Origin of the sequence: Pseudomonas sp. TCU-HL1 (assembly GCF_001708505.1) — a bacterium.
Taxonomy (GTDB): domain Bacteria; phylum Pseudomonadota; class Gammaproteobacteria; order Pseudomonadales; family Pseudomonadaceae; genus Metapseudomonas.
Map to the genome: position 1 here is coordinate 4943086 of NZ_CP015992.1, position 24127 is coordinate 4967212.

At 64.4% G+C, this 24127-nt stretch carries 21 protein-coding genes and 1 pseudogene; 15 read left to right on the forward strand and 7 right to left on the reverse strand.

Translation table 11 applies throughout. The features are described from left to right. Nucleotides 1-10 precede the first annotated feature (10 nt). From dapC to THL1_RS22675, 5 genes are all read left to right on the forward strand, one after another. Nucleotides 11-1207: a succinyldiaminopimelate transaminase gene (gene dapC / locus THL1_RS22655; protein ID WP_069085331.1), complete on the forward strand. Its 1197-nt coding sequence runs from the start codon at nt 11-13 to the stop codon at nt 1205-1207. A 19-nt stretch (nt 1208-1226) separates the two neighbouring features. Then, a complete protein-coding gene (locus tag THL1_RS22660; protein ID WP_069085332.1) occupies nt 1227-1574 on the forward strand; it encodes an ArsC family reductase in 348 nt (115 codons plus the stop codon). Nucleotides 1575-1652: 78 nt separating this feature from the next. After that, on the forward strand, nt 1653-2687 hold the full coding sequence (gene dapD, locus THL1_RS22665; protein ID WP_069085333.1) for a 2,3,4,5-tetrahydropyridine-2,6-dicarboxylate N-succinyltransferase: 1035 nt from the start codon (nt 1653-1655) through the stop codon (nt 2685-2687). Between the two features lie 144 nt (nt 2688-2831). Beyond that, nucleotides 2832-4037 (forward strand): aminotransferase class V-fold PLP-dependent enzyme, encoded by a 1206-nt coding sequence (locus tag THL1_RS22670; RefSeq protein WP_069085334.1) that lies wholly within the window; start codon nt 2832-2834, stop codon nt 4035-4037. Further along, nucleotides 4034-4441, forward strand: a complete 408-nt coding sequence (locus tag THL1_RS22675; protein ID WP_069085335.1) for a SufE family protein — start codon at nt 4034-4036, stop codon at nt 4439-4441. Before THL1_RS22670 ends, THL1_RS22675 begins: the two co-directional genes overlap by 4 nt. Before the next feature lie 132 nt (nt 4442-4573). Here the strand turns inward: THL1_RS22675 and tcdA are convergent, their stop codons facing one another. After that, entirely contained in the window at nt 4574-5386 is an 813-nt protein-coding gene (gene tcdA, locus THL1_RS22680; protein WP_069085336.1) for a tRNA cyclic N6-threonylcarbamoyladenosine(37) synthase TcdA, read from the reverse strand. A 152-nt stretch (nt 5387-5538) separates the two neighbouring features. Between tcdA and THL1_RS22685 the strand changes: the two genes are divergently transcribed. The 5 genes from THL1_RS22685 (at nt 5539) to THL1_RS22705 (ending at nt 11969) form a co-directional block, all read left to right on the forward strand. Next, a complete protein-coding gene (locus THL1_RS22685) occupies nt 5539-6690 on the forward strand; it encodes an iron-containing alcohol dehydrogenase (RefSeq protein ID WP_069085337.1) in 1152 nt (383 codons plus the stop codon). Nucleotides 6691-6941: 251 nt separating this feature from the next. Then, a complete protein-coding gene (locus tag THL1_RS22690; protein WP_069085338.1) occupies nt 6942-9536 on the forward strand; it encodes a glycosyltransferase in 2595 nt (864 codons plus the stop codon). 103 nt (nt 9537-9639) lie between these two features. Continuing rightward, entirely contained in the window at nt 9640-10782 is a 1143-nt protein-coding gene (gene dapE / locus THL1_RS22695; RefSeq protein WP_069085339.1) for a succinyl-diaminopimelate desuccinylase, read from the forward strand. After that, a complete protein-coding gene (locus tag THL1_RS22700; protein WP_069085340.1) occupies nt 10779-11585 on the forward strand; it encodes a putative RNA methyltransferase in 807 nt (268 codons plus the stop codon). The genes dapE and THL1_RS22700 overlap by 4 nt, the downstream gene beginning before the upstream one ends. Before the next feature lie 12 nt (nt 11586-11597). Beyond that, nucleotides 11598-11969, forward strand: coding sequence for a hypothetical protein (locus THL1_RS22705; protein WP_069085341.1), 372 nt, complete (start codon nt 11598-11600; stop codon nt 11967-11969). Between the two features lie 86 nt (nt 11970-12055). Here the strand turns inward: THL1_RS22705 and THL1_RS22710 are convergent, their stop codons facing one another. The 5 genes from THL1_RS22710 to THL1_RS22730 form a co-directional block, all read right to left on the reverse strand. Continuing rightward, nucleotides 12056-12265, reverse strand: a complete 210-nt coding sequence (locus THL1_RS22710; protein WP_016494409.1) for a cold-shock protein — start codon at nt 12263-12265, stop codon at nt 12056-12058. A 327-nt stretch (nt 12266-12592) separates the two neighbouring features. Then, nucleotides 12593-13588 (reverse strand): DUF4340 domain-containing protein, encoded by a 996-nt coding sequence (locus tag THL1_RS22715; protein ID WP_069085342.1) that lies wholly within the window; start codon nt 13586-13588, stop codon nt 12593-12595. 10 nt (nt 13589-13598) lie between these two features. Next, a complete protein-coding gene (locus tag THL1_RS22720; RefSeq protein WP_069085343.1) occupies nt 13599-15434 on the reverse strand; it encodes a GldG family protein in 1836 nt (611 codons plus the stop codon). Between the two features lie 2 nt (nt 15435-15436). Continuing rightward, nucleotides 15437-16171 (reverse strand): ABC transporter permease subunit, encoded by a 735-nt coding sequence (locus tag THL1_RS22725; RefSeq protein ID WP_069085344.1) that lies wholly within the window; start codon nt 16169-16171, stop codon nt 15437-15439. Beyond that, nucleotides 16168-17091 (reverse strand): ABC transporter ATP-binding protein, encoded by a 924-nt coding sequence (locus tag THL1_RS22730; protein WP_069085345.1) that lies wholly within the window; start codon nt 17089-17091, stop codon nt 16168-16170. Before THL1_RS22730 ends, THL1_RS22725 begins: the two co-directional genes overlap by 4 nt. Before the next feature lie 231 nt (nt 17092-17322). Between THL1_RS22730 and plsB the strand changes: the two genes are divergently transcribed. The 5 genes and pseudogenes from plsB (at nt 17323) to THL1_RS22755 (ending at nt 22476) form a co-directional block, all read left to right on the forward strand. Then, on the forward strand, nt 17323-19821 hold the full coding sequence (gene plsB / locus THL1_RS22735) for a glycerol-3-phosphate 1-O-acyltransferase PlsB (RefSeq protein WP_069085346.1): 2499 nt from the start codon (nt 17323-17325) through the stop codon (nt 19819-19821). Nucleotides 19822-20005: 184 nt separating this feature from the next. Then, nucleotides 20006-20272, forward strand: coding sequence for a hypothetical protein (locus THL1_RS22740; protein ID WP_069085347.1), 267 nt, complete (start codon nt 20006-20008; stop codon nt 20270-20272). Next, on the forward strand, nt 20269-21432 hold the full coding sequence (locus THL1_RS22745) for a hypothetical protein (protein WP_069085348.1): 1164 nt from the start codon (nt 20269-20271) through the stop codon (nt 21430-21432). Before THL1_RS22740 ends, THL1_RS22745 begins: the two co-directional genes overlap by 4 nt. A 76-nt stretch (nt 21433-21508) precedes the next feature. Then, nucleotides 21509-21763: pseudogene (locus THL1_RS22750) on the forward strand (YbaY family lipoprotein); the annotation flags it as partial. 35 nt (nt 21764-21798) lie between these two features. Then, a complete protein-coding gene (locus THL1_RS22755) occupies nt 21799-22476 on the forward strand; it encodes a DUF4197 domain-containing protein (protein ID WP_069085350.1) in 678 nt (225 codons plus the stop codon). Between the two features lie 488 nt (nt 22477-22964). On the opposite strand, the gene THL1_RS22760 is transcribed toward THL1_RS22755, so the two are convergent. Beyond that, a complete protein-coding gene (locus THL1_RS22760) occupies nt 22965-24122 on the reverse strand; it encodes an aromatic ring-hydroxylating oxygenase subunit alpha (protein ID WP_069085351.1) in 1158 nt (385 codons plus the stop codon). Between the last annotated feature and the right edge of the window lie 5 nt (nt 24123-24127).

Genomic DNA, 24127 nt, shown 5'->3' on the forward strand with positions numbered 1-24127 from the left:
CCCTACAACCATGAACGACGCCCTGAACCACCTGCAGCCCTACCCCTTCGAGAAACTCCGCGCACTGCTGGCAGGCGCCCAGCCCCCCGCGGAGAAGAAGGCCATCGCCCTGTCCATTGGCGAGCCCAAGCACCGCTCTCCGGCCTTCGTTGCCGAAGCCCTGGCGGCCAGTCTCGAGCAGTTGGCGGTGTACCCCACCACCCTGGGTATCCCGGCCCTGCGCGAAGCCATCGCCCACTGGTGCGAGCGGCGCTTCAAGGTCCCGACCGGGTGGCTCGACGCTGCCCGCCATGTGCTGCCGGTGAACGGAACCCGCGAAGCCCTGTTTGCTTTCACCCAGGCCGTGGTCAACCGTGCCGACAACGGCCTGGTGGTCAGCCCGAACCCCTTCTATCAGATCTACGAAGGTGCGGCGCTGCTGGCCGGCGCCGAACCGCACTACCTGCCGTGCCTGGCGGAGAACGGCTTCAACCCGGACTTCGATGCCGTGTCGGCGGACGTCTGGCAACGCTGCCAGATCCTTTTCCTCTGCTCCCCGGGCAACCCCACCGGCGCGCTGATCCCTGTAAATACCCTGAAGAAGCTGATCGCCCTGGCCGACGAGCACGACTTCGTGATTGCCGCCGACGAGTGCTACAGCGAGCTCTACTTCGACGAGCAGAACCCGCCGGCCGGCCTGCTCACTGCCTGCGCCGAGCTGGGCCGCGCCGACTTCAAGCGCTGCGTGGTGTTCCATAGCCTGTCCAAGCGCTCCAACCTGCCGGGCCTGCGTTCCGGCTTCGTCGCCGGCGACGCCGACATCCTCAAGTCCTTCCTGCTGTATCGCACCTACCACGGCTGCGCCATGCCGATTCAGACCCAACTGGCCAGCGTGACGGCCTGGAACGACGAAGTCCACGTCCGCGCCAACCGCGCCCTGTACCGCGAGAAATTCGACGCCATGCTGGATATCCTTGGCCCGGTCCTCGACGTCCAGCGCCCTGACGGCGGCTTCTACCTCTGGCCGAAGACTCCGGTGGACGACGAAACCTTCACCCGCGAACTGTTCGCCCGCGAACACGTCACCGTGGTCCCTGGCTCCTACCTGTCGCGTGCCGTGAATGGCTTCAACCCCGGCGCGGGCCGCGTGCGCCTGGCCCTGGTCGCACCGCTGGCCGAGTGCGTCGAAGCCGGTGAGCGCATCCGCGACTTCATCAAGGGCCTGTGAGATTCAAAGGAACCGGACAATGAACATCACCCTTTACGGCATCAAAGCCTGCGACACCATGAAGAAGGCCCGCACCTGGCTCGAGGAGCAAGGCGTGGCTTACAGCTTCCATGACTACAAGGCCTCGGCCATCGACCGCGCCAACCTCGAGAAATGGTGCGCCGAACACGGCTGGGAAACCGTCCTGAACCGCACCGGCACCACCTTCCGCAAGTTGGACGATGCGCAGAAAGCCAACCTGAACCAGGACAAGGCCATCGCCCTGATGCTGGCCCAACCGTCGATGATCAAGCGCCCGGTGCTGGACCTGGGTGATCGCACCCTGGTCGGCTTCAAGCCGGACCTGTACGCCGACGCACTCAAGTGACTTGCAAGGGCGCGGTGCCGGGACTGCTTCCTGGTAACCGCCCCATCTGATCAACCCCCTTCAGCAAGAGGTATCCCCATGTCCAACGCACTCTTCAGCATCGCCTTCGGCGTCGGCACTCAGAACCGCCAGGGCAACTGGCTGGAAGTCTTCTACGCCCTGCCCCTGCTCAAGCCGTCCGAGCAGTTGGTCGCCGCCGTCGCCCCGGTGATCGGATACAGCGCCGGCAACCAGGCCATCACCATCAGCAATGCCCAGGCCGCTCAACTGGCCACCGCGCTGAAGGACATCGACGCCGCCCAGGCAGCCCTGCTGACCCGCCTGGCCGAAAGCCACAAGCCGCTGGTCGCCACCCTGCTGGCCGAAGACGCCGCCCTGACGTCCACCCCGGAGGCCTACCTCAAGCTGCACCTGCTGTCCCACCGCCTGGCCAAGCCCCACGGCCTGAACCTGACCGGCATCTTCCCACTGCTGCCGAACGTGGCCTGGACCAGCCAGGGCGCCGTCGACCTCTCCGAACTCGCCGAGCGCCAGCTGGAAGCCCGCCTCAAGGGCGAGCTGCTGGAAGTCTTCTCCGTGGACAAGTTCCCGAAAATGACCGACTACGTGGTTCCGGCCGGCGTGCGTATCGCCGACACCGCCCGCGTACGCCTGGGCGCCTACGTGGGTGAAGGCACCACCGTGATGCACGAAGGCTTCATCAACTTCAACGGCGGCACCGAAGGCCCGGGCATGATCGAAGGCCGCGTTTCCGCGGGCGTCTTCGTCGGCAAGGGTTCGGACCTGGGCGGCGGCTGCTCCACCATGGGCACACTGTCCGGCGGCGGCAACATCGTCATTTCCGTGGGCGAAGGCTGCCTGATCGGCGCCAACGCCGGCATCGGCATCCCGCTGGGCGACCGCAACATCGTCGAAGCCGGCCTGTACATCACCGCTGGCACCAAAGTGGCCCTGCTGGACGACCAGAATCAACTGGTGAAAGTGGTCAAGGCGCGCGATCTGGCCGGTCAGGCCGACCTGCTGTTCCGCCGCAACTCGCAGAACGGCGCAGTCGAGTGCAAGACCAACAAGACAGCCATCGAGCTGAACGAAGCCCTGCACGCTCATAACTGAGCCAGGGTCCCGAAGCCTCGGCTTCGGGACAGCTTCCGACCAGGCCCGGATGCTCGTTTACACTCAGTAGACCGTGCATCCGGGCCTGTTCGCGTTCGAACCGGCCTTAACTCGCAACGTTTCCATTTCCATGTGCCGCAAGCAATGTCCCTGAACTCTCCCTGGCGCTCCGACTTCCCCGCCCTTTCGGCTCTCGAATCCGAGGGGCAGACCTATCTGGACAGTGCCGCCACCTCGCAGAAGCCCCAGGCCGTGCTGGACGCCCTGCTCGGTTACTACGCCAGCGGCGCGGCCAATGTGCATCGTGCCCAGCACCTGCCCGGCGAGCGCGCCACCCGCGCCTTCGAAGGCACCCGCACGCAGGCGGCGCACTGGCTGAATGCCGCCAACCCGGCGGAAATCCTCTTCACCCGAGGCACCACCGAGGCCATCAACCTGCTGGCCTACGGCCTGGAGCCGGTGTTCCAGCCCGGCGACCAGATTGTCATCAGCGCCCTGGAGCATCACGCCAACCTGCTGCCCTGGCAGCAGCTGGCCCTGCGCCGGCAGCTCGAACTGATAGTGCTGCCTCTGGATGATCGTGGCCTGATCGACATGGACCAGGCCCGGCAGTTGATCGGCCCGCGCACCCGGCTGCTGGCGGTGAGCCAGCTGTCCAACGTCCTCGGCCGCTGGCAACCACTGACCGAACTCCTGCCCCTGGCGCGCGCCCAGGGCGCCCTTACCGTGGTGGACGGTGCTCAGGGTGCCGTGCATGGCCGCCATGACGTGCAGGCGATGGGTTGCGACTTCTACGCCTTCTCCAGCCACAAGCTCTACGGTCCGGATGGCGTTGGCGTGCTGTACGGCCGCAGCGAGGCCCTGGCGCGTCTCGCTCACTGGCAATTCGGCGGCGAGATGGTCCACACCGCTGCGTACCAAAGTGCCGACTTTCATGGCGCCCCGCTGGGCTTCGAAGCCGGCACGCCGGCCATCGCCTCGGTGATAGGCCTTGGGGCGGCCCTGGCATATCTGGACAGCCTGGACCTGGCCGCCGTCGCCGGGCACGAAGCCGCACTCCACGCCAAGCTGCTGGCTGGTCTGGCCGCGCGCGACGGTGTGCGCCTGGTCGGCGCCCCCGAACTGGCCCTGGCCAGCTTCAGTGTCGACGGAGTGCACAACGCCGACCTGGCCCATCTGCTGACCGAACAGGGCATTGCCGTGCGCGCCGGCCACCACTGCGCCATGCCGCTGATGCACAGCCTTGGCCTGCAGGGCGCCATTCGCGTGTCCCTTGGCCTCTACAACGATGGCACTGACCTGGAGCGCTTCTTCAACTCCCTGGACAAAGCCCTGGAGCTGTTGCGATGAGCCTCCCCACCCAGGCACAGGACGCCCTGGACGCCTTCGCCGCCGCCGGTGGCTGGGAACAGCGTGCGCGTCTGCTGATGCAGTGGGGCGAGCGACTGGAACCTCTGACGGACGCCGAACGTAACGACGCCAACCGGGTTCATGGCTGCGAAAGCCAGGTCTGGCTGGTCGGCGAACCTCAGGGTGCCCGCTGGCACTTCCGTACGGCCAGTGACGCCCGGCTGATCCGGGGCCTGCTGGCGGTGCTGCTGGTGAGGGTCAACGGGCTACCGGGTGATGAACTGGCCGCAATTGACCTCGCAGACTGGTTCAACCAGTTGGGACTGGGCCGGCAGTTGTCGCCATCACGCAGCAACGGCCTGAACGCCGTCCTCAAGAAAATGCGCGAGCTGGCACACGCATAAACACTGTGGGGGCGAATATATTCGCCAAGCGGGACACCGTCCCGCCGTAGGTTGGCGCTGAGCCTGCGAAGCCCAACAAGGCGCGCGCAGCCTGCCCGGAATCGTTGGGCCTCGTTCCTCGGCATCAACCTACTAAAAACCTTGGCCCACAGTACGCTCCGACGGCCGCCGCGCCCCCGCCACCAACTTATCCACAATCCGCGCTGCAGCCACCATGCCGAAGGCGGCGGTGACCATCATTACGGCGCCGAAACCGCCGGCGCAGTCCAGCTTCACGCCCTCACCGACGAAGCTCTTCTGCTGGCACACCGAGCCATCCGGTTTTGGGTAGCGCAGCTGCTCGGTGGAGAACACGCACGGCACGCTGTAGGTGCGCCCCGGCGTGCGGGAAAAGTTGTAGTCGCGGCGCAGCGTGGAGCGCACCTTGGCCGCCAGCGGGTCGTTGAAGGTCTTGTTCAGGTCGGCGACCTGGATCTGGGCCGGATCAACCTGACCACCGGCGCCACCGGTGGTGACGATCTGGATCTTGCGCCGCTTGCACCAGGCGATCAGCGCCGCCTTGGCCGCCACGCTATCGATGCAGTCGATCACCGCATCCAGTTCGGGGGTGATGTACTCAGCCATGGTTTCGCGGGTAACGAAGTCATCCACGGCATGAACTACGCACGCCGGGTTGATGGCACGAATGCGGTCGGCCATCACATCCACCTTGGCCTTACCCACGGCGCCCTCGATGGCATGGACCTGCCGATTGGTGTTGGTGATGCAGACATCGTCCAGATCGAACAGGGAGATCTCCCCTACACCGGAACGCGCCAGGGCTTCGGCCGCCCAGGAGCCCACGCCGCCGATGCCGACGACAGCCACGTGCGCCGCCTGCAAACGGGCAAGTCCTTCCAGCCCATAAAGCCGGGCAATGCCGCCGAAACGCTCGTCTGTACTCATGCCGCTCACTCCCATCGCCAACCTTTGGGCGGGCGCGCATTATAGGAAGCGCGACCTCTTGGCCCAAGTCCACAAGTGCTGAATGGTGGCCCATAGATTCGGGCGCGGTCCGCCGGGGCTATAGTCGGCCGATAACAACAAGGGAGCCGGTCATGCGCAACTTCACCTTCTACAACCCCACTCGCATCCATTTCGGCGAGGGCCAGATCACCAAACTGGCACGGGATATTCCAGCCGGCAGCCGGGTACTGGTGACCCACGGCGGTGGCAGTATCTTCCAGAACGGCGTATGGCAGCAGGTCGAACAAGCGCTGGCCGGCCACCCGGTAACCCGATTCGGCGGCATCGAACCGAATCCCCAGTTCGACACCCTGGTCAAGGCCGCACAACTGGCCAAGGCCGAGCAGTGCGATTTCATCGTTGCCGTCGGGGGCGGCTCGGTGATCGACGGCAGCAAGTTCATCGCCGCAGCGGCCTGCTACGACGGCGATCCGCTGGACCTGCTCAGCGGCACGCGCATCACGGCGGCCCTGCCCATGGGCTGCGTGCTGACCCTGGCCGCCACCGGCTCGGAGAGCAACCCGCATGGTGTAGTCACCCACGTCGCCCGCCAGGAGAAGCTCTCCTTCTCCAGTGCCCTGCTCTACCCCCGCTTTGCCATTCTCGACCCGCACACCACCTTCAGCCTGCCGCCCCGGCAGATCGGCAACGGCGTGGTGGACGCCTTCGTCCATACCATCGAGCAGTACCTGACCTACCCAGCCGACGCACCGCTGCAGGACCGTTACGCCGAAGGCCTGCTGCTGACCCTGATAGAGGAAGGCCCGAAGGCGCTGACCAACCCCGAGGATTACGCCGTTCGCGCCAACCTGATGTGGTGCGCGACCCAGGCCCTGAACGGCCTGCTCGGCTGTGGCGTGCCGCAGGACTGGTCGACCCACATGATCGGCCACGAACTCACCGCCCTGTATCACATCGACCACGCCCAGACCCTGGCCCTGGTGCTGCCGGCGCTGCTGGCCGAACGCCGCCAGGTCAAACGCGAGAAGCTGCTGCAGTACGCCGCCCGTGTCTGGGGGCTGAAGGAAGGCGACGAGGAACAGCGCATCGACGCCGCCATCCAGGCCACCCGCGACTTCTTCAAGCGCATGGGCGTGCCCACCCGTCTGTCCGAACACGGCCTGGATGCCGACGTGATCCCTCAGGTTCTGGCCCAGCTGGAACGCCACGGCATGACGGCCCTGAGCGAGCGCCACGACCTGGATCTGGCAGCCAGCGAGCGCATTCTCCTGCGCGCACTCTGAGCCCCCGACCCAACCCGAAGCGGCTTTTTGCCACATCGGCCGAACTTCTGGCGCCGCAGGCAAACAAACCATCTGGCGGGGACAGCCATCCGGCTTCCCCGGCTGGTCGCAATCTATACAGCTGTTGGGCGCCGGGGTAGGATTCGCGCCGACCAGCAAACCGCTGGCCCTACCCCAGGTTCCGCACGAAAAATCGCCATTGGCGGCTTTCGTCTGGAACCCAGTTCCACGATTCGGAACCCTTGACCTCTATGCCATCGCGTAAATTTGGACTCAATCTGGTGGTCTTCGTGGCGGTCGCCGCGTTGTTCACCGGTATCTGGGCGCTTTACAACCGCCCGGTCACCGCGCCGGACTGGCCGGAACAGATCTCCGGCTACTCCTTCTCGCCCTTCCGCGCGGACCAGAACCCGCAAACGAACCGCTATCCCACCGACGAGCAGATCCGCCAGGATCTCGAACTGGTGAGCAAGCAGACCGACAATATCCGCACCTACTCGGTGGACGGCAGCCTGGCCGACATCCCGCGCCTGGCCGAAGAGTTCGGCCTGCGGGTGACCCTGGGTGTCTGGATCAGCCCGGACGAAGAGCGCAACGAGCGCGAGATCGCCAAGGCTATCGAAATCGCCAACGCCTCCCGCAGCGTAGTCCGCGTGGTGGTAGGTAACGAAGCCCTGTTCCGCCGCGAGATCAGCCGCAAGGACCTGATGGTCTACCTGGACCGTGTCCGCGCCGCCGTGAAGGTACCCGTCACCACCTCCGAGCAGTGGCACATCTGGCTGAAATACCCGGAGCTGGCCAAGCACGTCGACCTCGTAGCCGCTCACGTGCTGCCGTACTGGGAGTTCGTGCCGATGGAGGACTCCACCGAGTTCGTCCTGGAGCGCGCCAAGGACCTGAAGAAGGCCTTCCCGAAGAAGCCCCTGCTGCTCTCCGAAGTGGGCTGGCCGAGCAACGGCCGGATGCGCGGCGGCGCGGATGCATCCCAGGCCGATCAGGCGATCTACCTGCGTACCCTGGTCAACACCCTCAACGCCAAGGGTTACAACTACTTCGTGATCGAAGCCTTCGACCAGCCATGGAAGGCGAGTGACGAGGGCTCGGTGGGCGCCTATTGGGGCGTCTACAACCTCGATCGCCAGCCCAAGTTCGCCTTCGAAGGCCCGGTAATCGCGATCCCGCAGTGGCGAATGCTCGCCGTGGCCTCGGTGGTCATGGCCCTGCTGGCCCTGGCCCTGACGCTGATCGATGGCAGCGCCCTGCGCCAGCGTGGCCGCACCTTCCTGACCTTCGTCGCCTTTGCCGGTGGCTCGGTACTGGTCTGGATCGCCTACGACTACAGCCAGCAGTACAGCACCTGGTTCAGCCTGACCGTCGGCCTGCTACTGGGTGTCGGCGCGCTGGGGGTGTTCATCGTGCTGCTGACCGAAGCCCATGAGCTGGCCGAGGCCGTCTGGGTGCGCAAGCGCCGCCGCCCCTTCCTGCCGGTGCTGGCCGACAGCGCGTTCCGCCCGAAGGTGTCGGTGCACGTGCCCTGCTACAACGAGCCGCCGGAGATGGTCAAACAGACCCTCGATGCCCTGGCCAACCTCGACTATCCGGACTACGAAGTCCTGATCATCGACAACAACACCAAGGACCCGACCGTCTGGGAACCGGTGCGCGACTACTGCGAGCAACTGGGCCCGCGCTTCAAATTCTTCCACGTTGCCCCCCTGGAGGGTTTCAAGGGCGGCGCACTGAACTACATCCTGCCCTACACCGCGCCGGATGCCGAAGTGGTCGCCGTGATCGACTCCGACTACTGCGTGGATCGCAACTGGCTGAAGCACATGGTCCCGCACTTCGCCGACCCGGATATCGCTGTGGTGCAGTCGCCCCAGGACTACCGTGACGGCAATGAGAACACCTTCAAGCGGCTCTGCTACGCGGAATACAAGGGCTTCTTCCACATTGGCATGGTCACCCGCAACGACCGCAACGCCATCATCCAGCACGGCACCATGACCATGATCCGTCGCAGCGTGATGGACGAGCTGAAGTGGGCCGACTGGACCATCTGCGAAGACGCCGAACTGGGCCTGCGCGTGTTCAAGAGCGGCTATGCCGCAGCTTACGCGCACCAGAGCTTCGGTCGTGGTCTGATGCCGGACACCTTCATCGATTACAAGAAGCAACGCTTCCGCTGGGCCTACGGCGCCATCCAGATCATGAAGGGGCACGCTCGCAGCCTGTTCCTGGGCAAGGAATCCAAGCTCAAGCGTGGCCAGCGCTACCACTTCATCGCCGGCTGGCTGCCCTGGGTGGCCGACGGCCTGAATATCTTCTTCACCGCCGGTGCCTTGCTCTGGTCGGCAGCGATGATCATCGTGCCGCAACGAGTCGATCCGCCACTGCTGATCTTCGCCATCCCGCCGCTGGCGCTGTTCTTCTTCAAGGTGGCCAAGATCGTGTTCCTGTACCAGCGAGCGGTGGGGGTCAACCTGAAGGATGCCTTCTGTGCTGCGGTTGCGGGGCTCGCGCTCTCGCACACCATCGCCAAGGCCGTGCTCTATGGCTTCTTCACCAAGAGCATTCCGTTCTTCCGCACGCCGAAGATGCGCAGCAACCACGGCCTGCTGATGGCCCTGGCCGAAGCCCGCGAAGAAGTCTTCATCATGCTGCTGCTGTGGGGCGCGGCCATCGGCATCGCCATCGTCCAGGGCATGCCCAGCCCGGACGTGAAGTTCTGGGTCGCCATGCTGCTGGTGCAGTCGCTGCCCTACCTGGCGGCGCTGATCATGGCCCTGCTCTCCTCCCTGCCCAAGGGTCAGGAAGAGGAGCAAGACGAGGTCGCCACCGCCTGACGGCGAGCGAAACCCTTAAACGGCGGCCTATGGCCGCCGTTCTTGTTTTAAGATATCGGCCTTTTCATCCCTTGCGTTGCCGCGCTGCCCTCCGGAGCCTTTCATGTCGTCCCTGTCCCCCACCCTCGAACTTGCCTGCGACCTTATTCGCCGACCGTCTGTCACCCCGGTCGACGAAGGTTGCCAGGACCTGATGATGCGTCGCCTGGAAGCCGCCGGCTTCCGTATCGAGCGCATGCGCATCGAGGATGTGGAAAACTTCTGGGCCATCCGTGGCGGTGAAGGCCCGGTACTCTGCTTCGCCGGCCACACGGATGTGGTTCCCACTGGCCCGGTGCAAGCCTGGCAGCACCAGCCGTTCGATGCCCTGATCGATGAGCAGGGCATGCTCTGCGGCCGCGGCGCGGCCGACATGAAAGGCAGCCTCGCGGCCATGGTGGTAGCGGTCGAGCGCTTCATCGCCGAGCACCCGCAGCACAAAGGCGCCATCGCCTTCCTAATCACCAGTGACGAAGAGGGCCCCGCCCATCACGGCACCAAGGCCGTGGTCGAGCGACTGGCCGCCCGTGGTGAGCGCCTGGACTGGTGCATCGTCGGCGAGCCGTCGAGTACCTCCCTAGTGGGTGACGTGGTGAAGAACGGTCGTCGCGGCTCCCTGGGCGGCAAGCTGACCGTGCGCGGCGTGCAAGGCCACGTGGCCTACCCGCACCTGGCGAAGAACCCCATCCACCTGGCCGCACCAGCCCTGGCCGAACTGGCCGCCGAGCACTGGGATGACGGCAACACGTTCTTCCCGCCGACCAGCTTCCAGGTCTCCAACCTCAACTCCGGCACCGGCGCCACCAACGTGATCCCCGGTGAACTGGTGGCGGTGTTCAATTTCCGCTTCTCGACCGAATCCACCGTGGAAGGCCTGCAGCGCCGCGTCGAGACGGTCCTCGACAAGCACGGGCTGGACTATCACCTGGAATGGGCCTTGTCCGGCCTGCCCTTCCTCACCGAACCGGGCGAATTGCTGGACGCGGTGTCCGCCAGCATCAAGGCCATCACCGGCCGCGACACGACACCCTCCACCAGCGGCGGCACGTCCGATGGCCGTTTCATCGCCACCATGGGCACCCAGGTGGTCGAGTTGGGCCCGGTGAATGCCACCATCCACCAGGTGAACGAGCGGGTACTGGCCAGCGACCTCGACCTGCTGACCGATATCTATCAACAGACCCTGGTCCGCCTGCTCGCCCAATGAAGCTCATCTGCCCCCTTTGCCAGGGCGCCCTGAGCACCCGCGACCAGGGCCTGGTGTGCCCGGCCAACCACAGCTTCGACCGCGCGCGCCAGGGCTACTACAACCTGCTGCCGGTGCAGCACAAGAAGAGCCGCGACCCAGGCGACAACGCCACCATGGTCGAGGCTCGTCGGCGCTTCCTCGACGGGGGGCACTATGCGCCGCTGGCTTCCCGCCTGGCGGCCCTCGCCGCGGAGCGCGATCCGGAAACCTGGCTGGATATCGGCTGCGGCGAAGGCTATTACACCGGCCAACTGGGCATGGCGCTGCCGGCAACCGACGGCTACGCCCTCGACATCTCCCGCGAGGCGGTGAAGCGAGCCTGCCGCCGCGCCCAGCAGCTTCACTGGATGGTCGCGAGCATGGCACGCGTGCCCCTGGCCGATGGCAGTTGCGATCTGCTGGCCAGCGTCTTCAGCCCGCTGGACTGGCAGGAAGCCCTGCGCCTGCTGGCGCCCGGCGGCGGCCTGCTGCGCATGGGGCCGACCCGCGAGCACCTGCTGGAACTGCGCGAGAAGCTGTACGACGAAGTCCGCGACTACGACGACCAGAAGCACCTGGCACAGATTCCCGACGGCATGCGCCTGGCCCACAGCGAAACCCTGAGCTATCGCCTGAATCTGGCCGATGCAGACGCCCGCACCGACCTGCTGGCCATGACACCCCATGGCTGGCGCGCCAGCGCCGAGCGTCGCGCCGCGGTGATCGCCGAAGCGTTCGAAGTGACGGTATCCATTCGCTACGATTGGATCGAGAGAATCTAGAGAGCCCTCCCCATGCGCCAACCCGATATCGAGATCTACCTCAAGGACGCCGACCAGGAAGCCGTCACCCAGTGGCTCAACGAGGCGCTGGGCCCCTGCACGCCCTGGCAACAGAAAGGGCAGACCTTCAAGTGCCTGGCCGGGGATATTCCCGTCACCTGGCTGCCCAAGGCCGTGGGCAAGTGGCACAGCCTCTACCTGGAGAGCGACGCATCGCCCTGGCAGGATGATCTGGGCTGCGCCCGCGCGGCCTTTGCGGCCCTCGGGGTAGAAATTCGCTGCGCACCGGGCGGCTGGCAGGAAGCACAGGGCGAGGAGGACGCCGATCGCTGGATCAAGGTGAACGCGGAAGGCGAAGAGGAATTCATCTGGCGCACGGACTGACGGGGCAGCCCGGCTTCGTCGCGCTGGAGCGCAGGAACCGTAGAAAGCAAAAGGCCCGTCAGTGACGGGCCTTTTGCTTTGGAGTCTCAGACCTTGGCGACGTCTTCCGCCTGCAGGCCTTTCTGACCCTGGATCACGGAAAACTCTACCTTCTGGCCTTCCAGCAGAGAGCGGTGGCCCTCGCCGCGGATAGCGCGGTAGTGAACGAATACATCAGGACCGCTTTCGCGCTGAATGAAACCATAGCCCTTGGCGTCATTGAACCACTTGACGGTTCCGACCTCACGATCAGCCATTACTGCTCTCTCCAACTCGCAATTTTATTGTGTGCCCCCTTTAGTGGGGGTTTCGACAGTGCGGTAAAGACGTTCTTCTTGTTATATCCAACCCCGGCCGAATCAAGCTTGGAGCGGGTATTCGAATGGCGTTCTTTTTATGACCGCGACCGGAGTATACGACAAGAGTTCGCGCTGAAAAGCACTTTTTTATGACCGTGCAGAACGGCCGTGCCACGCGGGCTGGACGCCCTTTTTTGGTTCTTTTGGCGTACAAAATGGGGCATAAGGAAAGGCGGACATGAACGAGCTTTTGTCCATTATTCCGCCTTCCTTCAATAACTTGCGCTATTTGGCAGCAAGTACATCCTCGAGCTTCTTGGCCAATGCCTGATATTGGAATGGCTCCAATCGATAGGCCCAATCCAGTTTGCCGGGCACCTGCTCATCGCCAAGTTTCCGCTTGTCCTTGAGCACCAGCCAGGGCTGCTCGCCCTGCCCATAGACCTGGCCACGCAACTCCCCGCCGCCAAAGGTGGAGAGGCTGAACTCCAGCAGCGGCTTGCCCTTGAACTTCACCTGCGCCAGGGGCGCATTGTCGGCGAACTCCAGAGCGGAAAAGAGCGTCGCCATGCCGTTCGCCGCCGCCTCATGAGCCAGGCGACGGCCCTTGGGCATTTGCCTGGGCTTGAGGTTGGGCTCTTCCGCAGAATCCCGGTAGACGGTCAGGCGAGTGCCATTCGGATACGCCACCTCCACTTGCCGGATGCTGGTGAAGGGGACCTCGACGATCCGACGATCCTGCCAGTTGAGCTCAGTGGCCGGCATGGGCAGCAGTTGATCGATCAACCAGACCTGGTTGTCCCCATAGAGCCGCACCAATTGCCCGCTGCCCTGTTGCGCCGACCTGCCCACCAGCAGCTCCAGAGGTGCATCGCTGCCGCGTAGCAACGTGATGCGCGTGCCCTGCTCGTCCGGATTGCCTTTGTCAGCCAGGCCAACCCGTCCGTGCAATGCGGGATTGGCCGTCTTGGCTTCCACCTTGCGCGCTTCTGACAACGCCCTCAGGAGGCTCGCCACAGACTGTCCCGCTGCCGGATAGTCGGCCTTGGCCGGCAATACCCAGACGTCCCCCCTGCGCTCCAGGCGCAGGTCGGGCTGCTCGGGGCGCCGCACGTCCAGCGCGGTCACCGCGGCCAGCTTGCCTTGCAGGTCGGGCAGCAGCAGCTCGCGACTGACGCTGGTCTGCTGCGGCTGCGGCCGCGAGCGTTCCTGCTGGATGAAATAGGCGCCCCCCAGGCCAGCAGCAAGCAGGCCGAGCATGATCAGGCTTTTGCGTCCCATACAGTCCTCCTCAAGCCTTGCGTCGACGGCGCCAGAACCACAGCACCAGCACACCCAGTGTCAGCACCAGCGGCACCAGGACGATGTTGATGAGTTTCAGGGTCCGCCCAAGGTCCTCGATGCTGGCATTGAGCTGGAATCGCACCTCGCGCAGTTCCTTGCGGATACGCACCTTTTCCTGGATGAACCGTTGCAGCGCAGCCTGTTGCTCCGGGGTCAGCTCCAGGGCCTTTGCCGGGTCCTGGTTCTGCTGCAACGCAGCCAGTTGCTGCTCGGTGTCAGTCAGTCGTTGCTGGAGCTCCTGCTCCTGCTCACGGAACTTCACCTCGGCATCGCGCTGGAGCTTTTCCACCACCTCGAATGGACGACTGAACCGGCCACGGGACCGAACGCTGATGAGCGCCTCGGAGCCGGCCAGGTTATCCAGGGCGTTGATGGCGAAGCCGGAGTTGTCGGCCCAGGGCTGTGGCACACGCTGGCCGAAGAAGTCCTGCACCTGCACCCACATGCGGTCGCTCAGCATGTCGGTATCGGCGACCGCGATCACATTGATGTTCGCCGCCGACTTGAGTCCATCCTTGCGACCTTCGATGCCGTTGGGGAAGGCCGACTCCGCAGGACCGCTGATGCGCGCAGCGATGGTATAGCGTTCACCGGTAGGCTTGAGCTCGCGGATCAGTTCCTCGGGGTCGGCGAGCATGCCGAAGCGCTGCACGTCGAAGGGCATGGAGTACTCGGAACTCTGGATCAGCGGCACGAAGCGGGTCCTGGCGCCATCCAGCGGTTTGAGGATACCGGCGGTGGCGACGGTGATGTTCTCCAGGCCCGCGGTGCTGATATCCCCCTGGTCAAAGCTGCCCCTGGGCAGGTTGAGCCAGGCCGCGTGACGAGCAGGTGGCTTGTCCGGCCCCATGCTCACCGACATGGCGTTGGCGCCGTCACCCAACACCTTGCCCGGCACCATCTGTACGCCCCAGGCCTTGAACAGGTTGTCCAGGTCGGAGGACTTGTCGCCGCCCGGCTCGCCTGGCAGTTCCATGCCGTTGTCGGCTTCACTCCAGGGGTCGACGAAGGCCAGCAGCTTGCCACCACGCAGGACGAACTGGTCGATGGCGTACCGGGTCTGTTCCGACAGGTCCTTCGGGTGCACCAGCAGCAGCACCGAGACTCGCTCGGGAATCTGGTCGATGTCGCGCTTCAGGCTCTCGATCTGGAACAGTTGGCGAACTTCCTCCATCACCATCCAGGACGGTGTTGGCTGGCGGCTTGCCATGTCGAAGCCGCCGTTGAGGGGCAGCCCGGAGAGTACGCCCACCACGGGGCGTTCCGGCTTGGCCAGGCCCTGCACCAGGCGGCTGATCTCGTATTCGAGGAACTCCTCCTGGTCCAGCGGGAAGAACGGAATGATCTGCGTGTCGTCGACGCCATTGGTGCCGGCCAGGCCGAAGTACACCTGGTCTCCGCCTTGCTGCAGCGGAACGGCCTGCAGGCCGAACTCGGCAGCCTTGTCCTCGTTTTCGGAGAAGGGTTCGGGGTCGATGATGTGCAGCTTGATCTTGCCGTCGGCAGCCCGCTCGTATGCTTTCAGCATCTCTTCGACACGTCGCGCGTAGTTGCGCAGCACCATCAGGTCCTTGGCGGTCTTGTCGGAGTAGAAGAAGTACAGGTTGATGGGCTCATCGATCTCGCGAAGGATCTTCTTCGTCCCGTCGGAAATGGTGTAGAGCTTCTGGTCGGTCAGGTCGACCCGCGCGTTGGTGAGGGTCAGCCCGGCGAGCATGTTGAACGCCAGGAAGGCCAGGGCGATCAACAGCAGCCCGGCACTGGAATACATCAGTCTTTTCATGTTCAGTCGGCCTTTTTCAGATCGACCACCACAGCGGTGGCAGCCAGCCAGGCGGCGATCAGGGTGACGAAGTAGAGCAGGTCACGCAGGTCGATCACGCCCTTGCTGATGGCATCGAAACGGGTCAGGAAGCTCATCGAGGCCACGGCATCCAGCAGCCATTGGGGCGCCCAGGTGCTGAAGGCGTCCAGCACCAGCGGAAAGCCGCTGACGATGAACAGGAAGCACACGCTGACAGCGAGGATGAAGGCGATCACCTGGTTCTTCGCCAGCGCCGACATGCAGGAGCCAATGGCAAGGAAGGCTCCAGCCAGCAACCAGCTGCCGATGTAGCCGGTGATGATGGCGCCATTGTCCGGCTCGCCCAGGTAGTTGACCGTGATGACCATCGGGAAGGTCAGCAGCAGCGCCAGCCCGGCGAAGGCCCAGGCGGCGAGGAACTTGCCGGTGACCGCCTCGAAGCGGGTGATCGGCAGGGTCATCAACAGCTCGATGGAGCCGGACTTGCGCTCTTCGGCCCAGAGGCGCATGGCGATGGCCGGCACCAGGAACAGGTACAGCCAGGGGTGGAAGTTGAAGAAGGGCGCGAGGCTCGCCTGGCCGCTTTCGTAGAAGCCGCCCAGATAGAAGGTGAAGACCCCGGACAGCACCAGGAAGATCACGATGAACACGTACGCCAGCGGAGTGGCGAAGTAACTCGCCAGTTCGCGCTTGAAAATCACCGGCAACTGTTTCATGCCGCTTCTCCCCGGGTCAGTCGGCGGAATACTTCGTCGAGTCGACCGCGCTCCACATCCAGTTCCTTCACCTTCCAGCCCCGCGCATGAATCAATTGGTTCACCTGCGGGAAGATCACCTCACCCGGCTTAGCGAGGATGGTCAGGCCGCCAGGGATGCCGTTTTCCTCGATCCCGGCCACGCCCGGCAGGACCGCCAGGGCCAGCATGTCCAGCGGCTCGTCGGCGACCAGGGTGACTGCCTGGTGGTAGCGCGAGCGGCTTTCCAGCTCGAAGGGCGTGCCGTCGGCCACCACCTTCCCGGAAGCGATCACCACCGCGCGGGTACAGACCGCCGCGACCTCCTCGAGGATGTGGGTGGAGATGATCACGATCTTGTCGCGGGCCAGGCTCTGGATCAGTTGGCGAACCTGGTGCTTCTGGTTCGGGTCGAGGCCATCGGTGGGCTCGTCGAGGATCAGCACGCGGGGATCGTGGAGGATCGCCTGGGCAAGGCCGACGCGGCGCTTGAAGCCCTTGGAGAGCGTCTCGATGGACTGGCCGAGGACGTTCTCCAGTTCCACCTGGGCCGCCGCGTGCGCCACCCGCTCCTTCTTCAGCGCGCCGCGCAAGCCACGGATCTCGGCAATGAACTCGAGGAAGCCGCGCACCGTCATGTCGCCGTAGCAGGGGGCACCCTCCGGCAAATAGCCGATCTCCCGCTGGGCCCTGAGGGTCTGGGTCTGTATATCGAAGCCGAAGATGCTCGCGGTGCCGGATGTCGGCGCCAGGAAGCCGGTCAGCATCTTCATGGTGGTGGACTTGCCCGCGCCGTTGGGGCCAAGGAACCCCAGCACCTCGCCAGGTGCGACACACAAAGACAGGTTATCCACAGCGGTGTGCTGCGCAAAACGCTTGGTCAGACTGGTTATCTCGATCATGGCCTCTAGTCCCGTAGGGAGCAGCCCCTGGCCATGCTGGCCACAGGGGCCCTGCAAAAACGCTGCCGGACTATAAGGAGTCCGCCGACGCCATTGCAAGACAGACACCGAAGCGAAAAGTTGCAGGAAAATTCATCGGAAAACGACCGTCCACGCCTTTTTGCGACCCAACGGCGAATGCGGCAAACTAGCCGCCCCGAGCAATCGCTCGTTTCACAGCCTTTCCGCGCCATGACCCGCTCCCCCTTCCGCCGACTTGCCTTCGGCACCCTGCGTCGCCTGCTTTATCTCTGGGTGCGCTCGGAAACCATCAACCAGTCCGCCTTCACGCTGAAGCTCGACCGCAGCAAACCGGTGCTCTACGTGCTGCAGCAACCTTCGGCCAGCGACCTGGCGGTGGTGGATCGGGAGTGCACCAAAGCCGGTCTGCCGCGTCCGGTGCTTCCGGTCGCGGTGGGCGGCCTGCTGGAGCCGGCAGCCTTCTTCCACCTGACGCCCGAGCCGGGCTGGCTGGGTGGCCAGGACAAACGCGGCGCATCCCCGACCCTGGTACGGGTATTGGGTGCCATCCAGCAACACGCCGTGGAAGACGCGCAGATCATCCCGGTGACGGTGTTCTGGGGCCAATCCCCCGACCGCGAGACCAGCCCCTGGAAGCTGCTTTTCGCGGACAGCTGGGCAGTGACCGGCCGGCTGCGCAAGCTGGTCAGCATCCTCATCCTCGGGCGCAAGACCCGTGTGCAGTTCTCCGCCCCCATCCACCTGCGCGAGCTGGTGGACCAGGACAAGGGCCCGGAGCGCACCCTGCGCATGGTCAATCGCATCCTGCGGGTCCACTTCCGCAACCAGAAGACCGCCGTCATCGGTCCCGATCTGTCGCACCGCCGCAACCTGGTCAAGGGCCTGGTACGCGGCCCGCTGGTGCGCCAGGCCATCGCCGAAGAGGCCGAGCGCGACAAGGTCAGCCTGGCCGCCGCCGAGGCACAGGCCCTGAAGTACGGCAACGAGATCGCCTCCGACTTCGCCTACACCGCCATTCGCTTCCTCGAAGTGGTGCTGTCCTGGTTCTGGAACAAGCTCTACGAGGGCATCAAGGTCAACCACATCGAGCAGGTGCAGGAGAGCGTCCATGGCCACGAGGTCATCTACGTGCCCTGCCACCGCAGCCATATCGACTACCTGTTGCTGTCCTACCTGCTGTTCCGCAATGGCCTGACACCGCCGCACATCGCCGCCGGCATCAACCTCAACATGCCGGTGATCGGCGGCCTGCTGCGCCGCGGTGGCGCCTTCTTCATGCGCCGCACCTTCAAGGGCAACCCGCTGTACACCGCGGTCTTCAACGAGTACCTGCACACGCTGTTCAGCCGCGGCTTCCCGGTGGAGTACTTCGTCGAGGGCGGACGCTCGCGCACCGGGCGCATGCTGCATCCGAAAACCGGCATGCTCGCCATCACCCTGCGCAGCTTCCTGCGCTCATCGCGCCTGCCCATCGTCTTCGTGCCGGTGTACATCGGCTACGAGCGCGTGCTGGAAGGCCGCACCTACCTGGGTGAACTGCGCGGAGCGAGCAAGAAGAAGGAATCCATCTTCGATCTGTTCAAGGTCGTCAGCGCCCTGAAGCTGCGCTTCGGCTCGGTGGCGGTGAACTTCGGCGAACCGATCAAGCTGGCCGAATTCCTCGACCAGCAACAGCCGGATTGGCGTGTCCAGGAACTGGGCCCACAGTTCCGCCCGGCCTGGCTCAACGACACGACCAACCAGTTGGCCGTGCGCATCGCCCGCCACCTCAACGACGCGGCGGCGATCAACCCGGTCAATCTGGTGGCCCTGGCGCTGCTGTCCACCAGCCGTCTGGCCCTGGACGAACGCGCCCTCACGCGTGTGCTCGACCTCTACCTGACCCTGCTCCGCGCCGTCCCCTATTCGCCTCACGCCACCCTGCCGGAAGGCGACGGCCAGGCGCTGATCCAGTACGTGCAGAGCATGAACCTGCTGGCCGAGCAGAAGGACCCCTTGGGCAAGATCCTCTATCTGGATGAGCAGAACGCCGTCCTCATGACCTACTACCGCAACAATGTGCTCCATGTGTTCGCGTTGCCGGCGCTGCTGGCCTGCTTCTTCCAGAGCAGCGCGCGCATGAGCCGGGAGCAGATCCTGCGTTACACCCGCGCGCTCTATCCCTATCTGCAAGCGGAACTGTTCATCCGCTGGGACGCCAACGAGCTGGAAGGCGTGGTCGACCAGTGGCTGGCGGCCTTCGTCGAGCAGGGTTTGCTCAAGGTAGAGGGGGACGTCTACGTGCGCCCGGCGCCCAGCTCGCGGGAGTTCGTCCTGCTGACCCTGCTGGCCCGCGCCATCGTCCAGACCCTGCAACGCTTCTACATGGCCATCGCCCTGTTGCTGAACGTGGGCCAGAACCAGCTGAGCGCCGAGGAACTAGAAGACCTCTGCACCGTCATGGCCCAGCGCCTGTCGATCCTCCACGGTCTCAATGCCCCGGAATTCTTCGACAAGAGCCTGTTCCGCCACTTCATCCAGACCCTGCTGGACCAACGCGTGCTGCGCCGGGACGAAACCGGCAAGCTGAGCTACCACGAGTTGCTCGGCGAACTGGCCGAAGGCGCCGCCAAGCGTGTCCTGCCGGCGGAAATTCGCCTGTCCATCCGTCAAGTGGCATTCGATCGCCAGATCGAGCCCGAGGCGAACGCTCCGGCCGAAGCCAGCTGACTGCGCTTTCCAACGCCGGGCATGCATGGCCCGGCGTCGGTCCGCAGCACCGTTCAAGACCATTCACACAGCACAAGCAGACGGCTCCCGACAGGCTTGCCCCAGCCCCCTCCGTACCATTCGGCGCTGCACTAACTCGGCCATCCGAGTGCATCTCCTGCCCCGAATACGGAAGACTCACCCCATGCTGCTGAGAACCATCACCGTCGAGAACGACGCACAGGAAGTGGTCAACGCCGCCATCCTGTGCAGCTTCGCCATCCCTCTCATCGACCGCAACATCGTCGTCTACACCCTCAACGAAGAAGGCCGCCACGGCACCTCCAAGGTGTACGTGGCCAGCGCCGTACCGCTGGAGAATGGCTATCGGCTGGCGTGCCTGGAGTCCGAGCAGGAGTGGCGCTACGCCGTGCAGGTACTGAAGCAGATCACCAGGGAGGACGAGCTGTGAGTGAATCAAGCAAACTGGATTTCCACTTCATCGACCTCAAGGGCGAGCTCACTGGCGAACAGCAGAAGCCCGCCTGCGCAACAGAACACCGCAGCCTGTCGATCAACAAGAGCGCCGTGCTCACGCTGATCGCCACCCGCGAAAGTCCCAACATCGGCGCCCCACTCCCCTCCAGCAGCCCGCCGCTGCAATCCGAACCGCCTCACGCGGAAGAACCGCCCGCCCGCATCGACAGCCGCGCCCTGGGGGTGGACTTCAGCCTGCCCCAATCCGCAATCTCAGCAGAGGCCGAGGAAAGTGTCGAACCGCTGCCGGAGGCAAACCACGAGCAAGAGCCGTCCGAGCCAGCTCCACCGCCGGAAGAAACCGAACAGACGCCCGTGCAGGACATTGCCTCGCCCGTTACCGTTCCAGAACCCAGGGCGGACCTGGACGACGCACTGGAAACCAGGGACCTGCAGCGGCTCAGCGCGGAAGTCGCAGCACAGGCACCAGCGTTGCCGGACAGCGAACCGCCTACCCTGAGCGACCCCGTGGTTGAAATACGCCCGGTCGAAGAGCACGAGCCACCCAGCGCCCTCCCTACCCTCGGCGCCGACACCGACGGCGTCCTCAGCGATGTGCAGCACACCCTCGACGCCCTGGCGGAAATGGCCAAGGGCCTGACCTTGCAGAAGCTGGAGGCCGTGAAACAGCAGGAGACTCTGGACCAGCGCAAATCGCAACTCTACGAAAAGGAACGCCTCCTCGCCGACAAGGAAGAACAGCTGCGGCTGCTGGAAACCCGCCTGACCCGCGAAGTCTCCAACCTTGAGCGCAACGCCGAAGACAATGCCCGCGCCCTGGCCGAGCGCAGCGCAGCGCTCAAGGCTCTTGCCGAGAATGTCGAGGCCCGTGATCGCAGTACCGCCAAGCTCGCTGAATCCCTGCGCCTGGAAAAGCAGCGCAATGACGAACTGGCCGAGTCCCTGCTGCGCCGCACCGAATCCTTGGACGAACGCGAGGCCTCGTTGAACCGTAAGGACGACGACCTGGCCGAGAAGCTCAAGCAACTGGTCGGAGCCAAGGACCGATTCCGCAACCTCGTCAAAACCTTCAACGAAACGGTGCAGTTCAACAACACCCTCAATGCCATCTCCAGCACGGCGATGGACGATTGATACCCTGACCCCACCTGTGCATCGCCCCCGCTTCGGGGGCGATTTCAGTTCATCCGCCTTGATTCGGAGACGTGGCCTGCAGGATGTTTCGTTGGCCGGTGCCCCCGCCGTGGAGCTGACTCGCCAGCAGGGGCCGATCGAGGGCCAGGTGCCTTTGAACTTTCGTCTCGACTACGACCCGACCAAGGTCCAGTCCAACCACCGTTATGCCGTCAGCGCGCGCATCGAGCTGGATGGCAAGCTGATGTTCATCAGTACCGAGCAGCACTCGGTTAAACTCGACGGCTCCAACCCACAGCCTCTGGGCATAAAAGTCGACCCTGTCCGCTGAGTTTCTGACCAGCCAATCGCCACAAGGATGCAGCCATGATTCGCTTCACCACCCTCTGTGCCGGCCTCGCCCTGTCGGCCAGCGCCTTCGCCCTGTCTATCGCCGACCTCAGCCAGACGGATGCCAGCGGCGGCCTCAAAGACGCCCTGACCCAGGGGGCCAAGGTTGCCGTGCAGCAGCTGGGCACGCCTGGTGGCTTCACCAATAACCCGGACGTGCGCATTGAGTTGCCGGGTAACCTGGGCAAGGCCGCCAAGACCATGAAAATGATGGGCATGGGCGCCCAGGTCGAACAGCTGGAAGCCAGCATGAACAAGGCCGCCGAGGCCGCCGTGCCCCAGGCGCAGGCACTGCTGGTGGATGCGGTGAAGAAGATGACCGTGCAGGACGCCAAGGGCATACTCAGCGGTCCGGATGATGCCGCCACCCAATACCTGAACAAATCCAGCCGTGAACAACTGCGCGCCAAGTTCCTGCCCATCGTCAAGCAGGCAACCGACAAGGTCGGCCTGGCGCAGCAGTACAACAGCTTCGCTGGCCAGGCCGCGAGCTTCGGCGTGGTCGATGCCAAGAGCGCCAGCATCGAGAGCTACGTGACCGAAGAGGCGCTGGACGGCCTGTTCAAGATGATCGCCGAGCAGGAAGCCAGCATCCGCCAGAACCCGGCCGGCGCCGCTACCAGCCTGGCGAAGAAGGTGTTTGGGGCGCTTTGAGGGTTGCACGTCATCAAGAGCCCGGCTTGATGCCGGGTTTTTTGTGGATGTTTGGCAGGTCCCGGTGGATGAGCTTCACACCGGATTGGTAATCCGGTGTGAAGGGGCTTGGAGTTCTGTTGTACAGCTCGCTGCCGAGCGGGCTTTGGGTTTCGGTTTCGCCCCCCCCGTCGAGCCTCTTTTGGCAGTCGTCGGAATGCCGCACCACCCAAAAGAAATCAAAAGGGCTTGCCCCTGCATCCGGGCCCGTCTTCGCCGGGGCGCCCTCGCTCCATCGTTGCGCCGGGGGCCCGGCCCCACCTTCTCTACTCGATTTCAGACCCGTACGGGCTTCAGGTTCTCTCCAGACTCGCCAGCACCGTCACCCCTCTCCTCTTCAGGGAGAGGGGCCGGGGGTGAGGGAGGTATCTAGCCGCGCAGAGCCAAGCAAGGGCAATCACACAAAATTGCCAATCCGGTCCGAACCAGCCTCCCGCTCAAGTCCCGCCTTACCCTCCCAATACCTCCACCCGCCCATCCCCCAACGCCTCATCCAGCCCCTGGTGAAACCACCTCAGCGCCTGCTCGAACCGCCCATGCCACAGCCGATCACTGGCGCCGGCCTGAATGCCCGCCTGTACCCGCGCCGCCATGGCGAAGTCCTCTTCCAGGGCCGAATAGAGAATCGTGTTGTTCTTCTCGAAATAGCGCTGTGCCTTCTCCGTCACCGGTTCCTCCGGCAACAGGGTATGGCCGAGCACACGAGTGGCCCGCGGGCCATCGGGGAACACCGTGGAAAAGTCGATATGGTCAGGCTCCACCAGCACCAGGGTATTGGGCCAGAGGAAGTACAGCAGGTTGCCGTGACGGCGCAGGTTCCAGTCGCGCTCAGGCTGATCGAGGATATCGCGCAGGTTGCGCTTCACGTAGTAATTGCGGATATGCCGGCCGAAGCGCTCGAACAGGCCCAGGTTGGGCCAGAACAAGTGGTCGATGGTGGCCTGGTGTGCGCGGGCGACGTGGTAGTTCTCCAGAAAGGTGTCGATGGTCAGCTTCCAGTTCACCGGCCGGCGGATGTCCCGAGGATCGAAGATCACGTGGTCGCCCAGGGCAAAGCTGTCGAAGTCGGCCAGGATCTGCTCGCCGAAGAACGCCTCCATATCCAGTGCCGGCCCCGATGAGTGACGTGCCCAGACGGCGCCGAAGCGCTCGGCCACCGGCACTTCCGTGAGGTTCAGGCAAGCCCGGTCGATGCCCTCGAAGCCATAGCCATGGAGAATGCCGCGCAACTGGCCATCTGGATTGTAGGACCAGGCGTGATAGGGGCACACGAACACCCGATTGGGCCCGGCGGCATCGCCCACCAGTTGGGTGCCACGGTGTTTGCAGACGTTGAGGAAAGCCCGAAGCCGGCCCTGCTCGTTGCGGGTCAGCAGCAACGGCGCCAACAGGTCACGGGTGATGAAGTGGCCCGGGGATATCTCGCTGGAACGGGCAACCAGCAGCGGCTCGCGGCGCAATACCTCGTCCCGCTCGCGGCGGTAGCGCTGCTCGTCCAGGTAGACCTCCACCGGCAGCGCCGACGGCTCTTCGACGCAATCGGATATGCCCTGCTCCACCAGGGCAAGGGTTCGCTTGAGTAGTTCCACCTGGGTCGCGTGCTGCATGGCCA

Excerpts from the sequence above, each read along its gene's own strand:
- THL1_RS22700 (WP_069085340.1), top strand. The coding sequence starts at position 10,779 with ATGAAGCTCATCTGCCCCCTTTGCCAGGGCGCCCTGAGCACCCGCGAC.
- THL1_RS22760 (WP_069085351.1), bottom strand. The coding sequence starts at position 24,122 with ATGCAGCACGCGACCCAGGTGGAACTACTCAAGCGAACCCTTGCCCTG.
- dapD (WP_069085333.1), top strand. The coding sequence starts at position 1,653 with ATGTCCAACGCACTCTTCAGCATCGCCTTCGGCGTCGGCACTCAGAAC.
- THL1_RS22720 (WP_069085343.1), bottom strand. The coding sequence starts at position 15,434 with ATGAAAAGACTGATGTATTCCAGTGCCGGGCTGCTGTTGATCGCCCTG.
- THL1_RS22710 (WP_016494409.1), bottom strand. The coding sequence starts at position 12,265 with ATGGCTGATCGTGAGGTCGGAACCGTCAAGTGGTTCAATGACGCCAAG.
- THL1_RS22690 (WP_069085338.1), top strand. The coding sequence starts at position 6,942 with ATGCCATCGCGTAAATTTGGACTCAATCTGGTGGTCTTCGTGGCGGTC.
- THL1_RS22685 (WP_069085337.1), top strand. The coding sequence starts at position 5,539 with ATGCGCAACTTCACCTTCTACAACCCCACTCGCATCCATTTCGGCGAG.
- THL1_RS22705 (WP_069085341.1), top strand. The coding sequence starts at position 11,598 with ATGCGCCAACCCGATATCGAGATCTACCTCAAGGACGCCGACCAGGAA.
- THL1_RS22740 (WP_069085347.1), top strand. The coding sequence starts at position 20,006 with ATGCTGCTGAGAACCATCACCGTCGAGAACGACGCACAGGAAGTGGTC.
- THL1_RS22755 (WP_069085350.1), top strand. The coding sequence starts at position 21,799 with ATGATTCGCTTCACCACCCTCTGTGCCGGCCTCGCCCTGTCGGCCAGC.
- dapE (WP_069085339.1), top strand. The coding sequence starts at position 9,640 with ATGTCGTCCCTGTCCCCCACCCTCGAACTTGCCTGCGACCTTATTCGC.
- THL1_RS22715 (WP_069085342.1), bottom strand. The coding sequence starts at position 13,588 with ATGGGACGCAAAAGCCTGATCATGCTCGGCCTGCTTGCTGCTGGCCTG.
- plsB (WP_069085346.1), top strand. The coding sequence starts at position 17,323 with ATGACCCGCTCCCCCTTCCGCCGACTTGCCTTCGGCACCCTGCGTCGC.
- dapC (WP_069085331.1), top strand. The coding sequence starts at position 11 with ATGAACGACGCCCTGAACCACCTGCAGCCCTACCCCTTCGAGAAACTC.
- THL1_RS22725 (WP_069085344.1), bottom strand. The coding sequence starts at position 16,171 with ATGAAACAGTTGCCGGTGATTTTCAAGCGCGAACTGGCGAGTTACTTC.
- THL1_RS22660 (WP_069085332.1), top strand. The coding sequence starts at position 1,227 with ATGAACATCACCCTTTACGGCATCAAAGCCTGCGACACCATGAAGAAG.
- THL1_RS22675 (WP_069085335.1), top strand. The coding sequence starts at position 4,034 with ATGAGCCTCCCCACCCAGGCACAGGACGCCCTGGACGCCTTCGCCGCC.
- THL1_RS22670 (WP_069085334.1), top strand. The coding sequence starts at position 2,832 with ATGTCCCTGAACTCTCCCTGGCGCTCCGACTTCCCCGCCCTTTCGGCT.
- THL1_RS22730 (WP_069085345.1), bottom strand. The coding sequence starts at position 17,091 with ATGATCGAGATAACCAGTCTGACCAAGCGTTTTGCGCAGCACACCGCT.
- tcdA (WP_069085336.1), bottom strand. The coding sequence starts at position 5,386 with ATGAGTACAGACGAGCGTTTCGGCGGCATTGCCCGGCTTTATGGGCTG.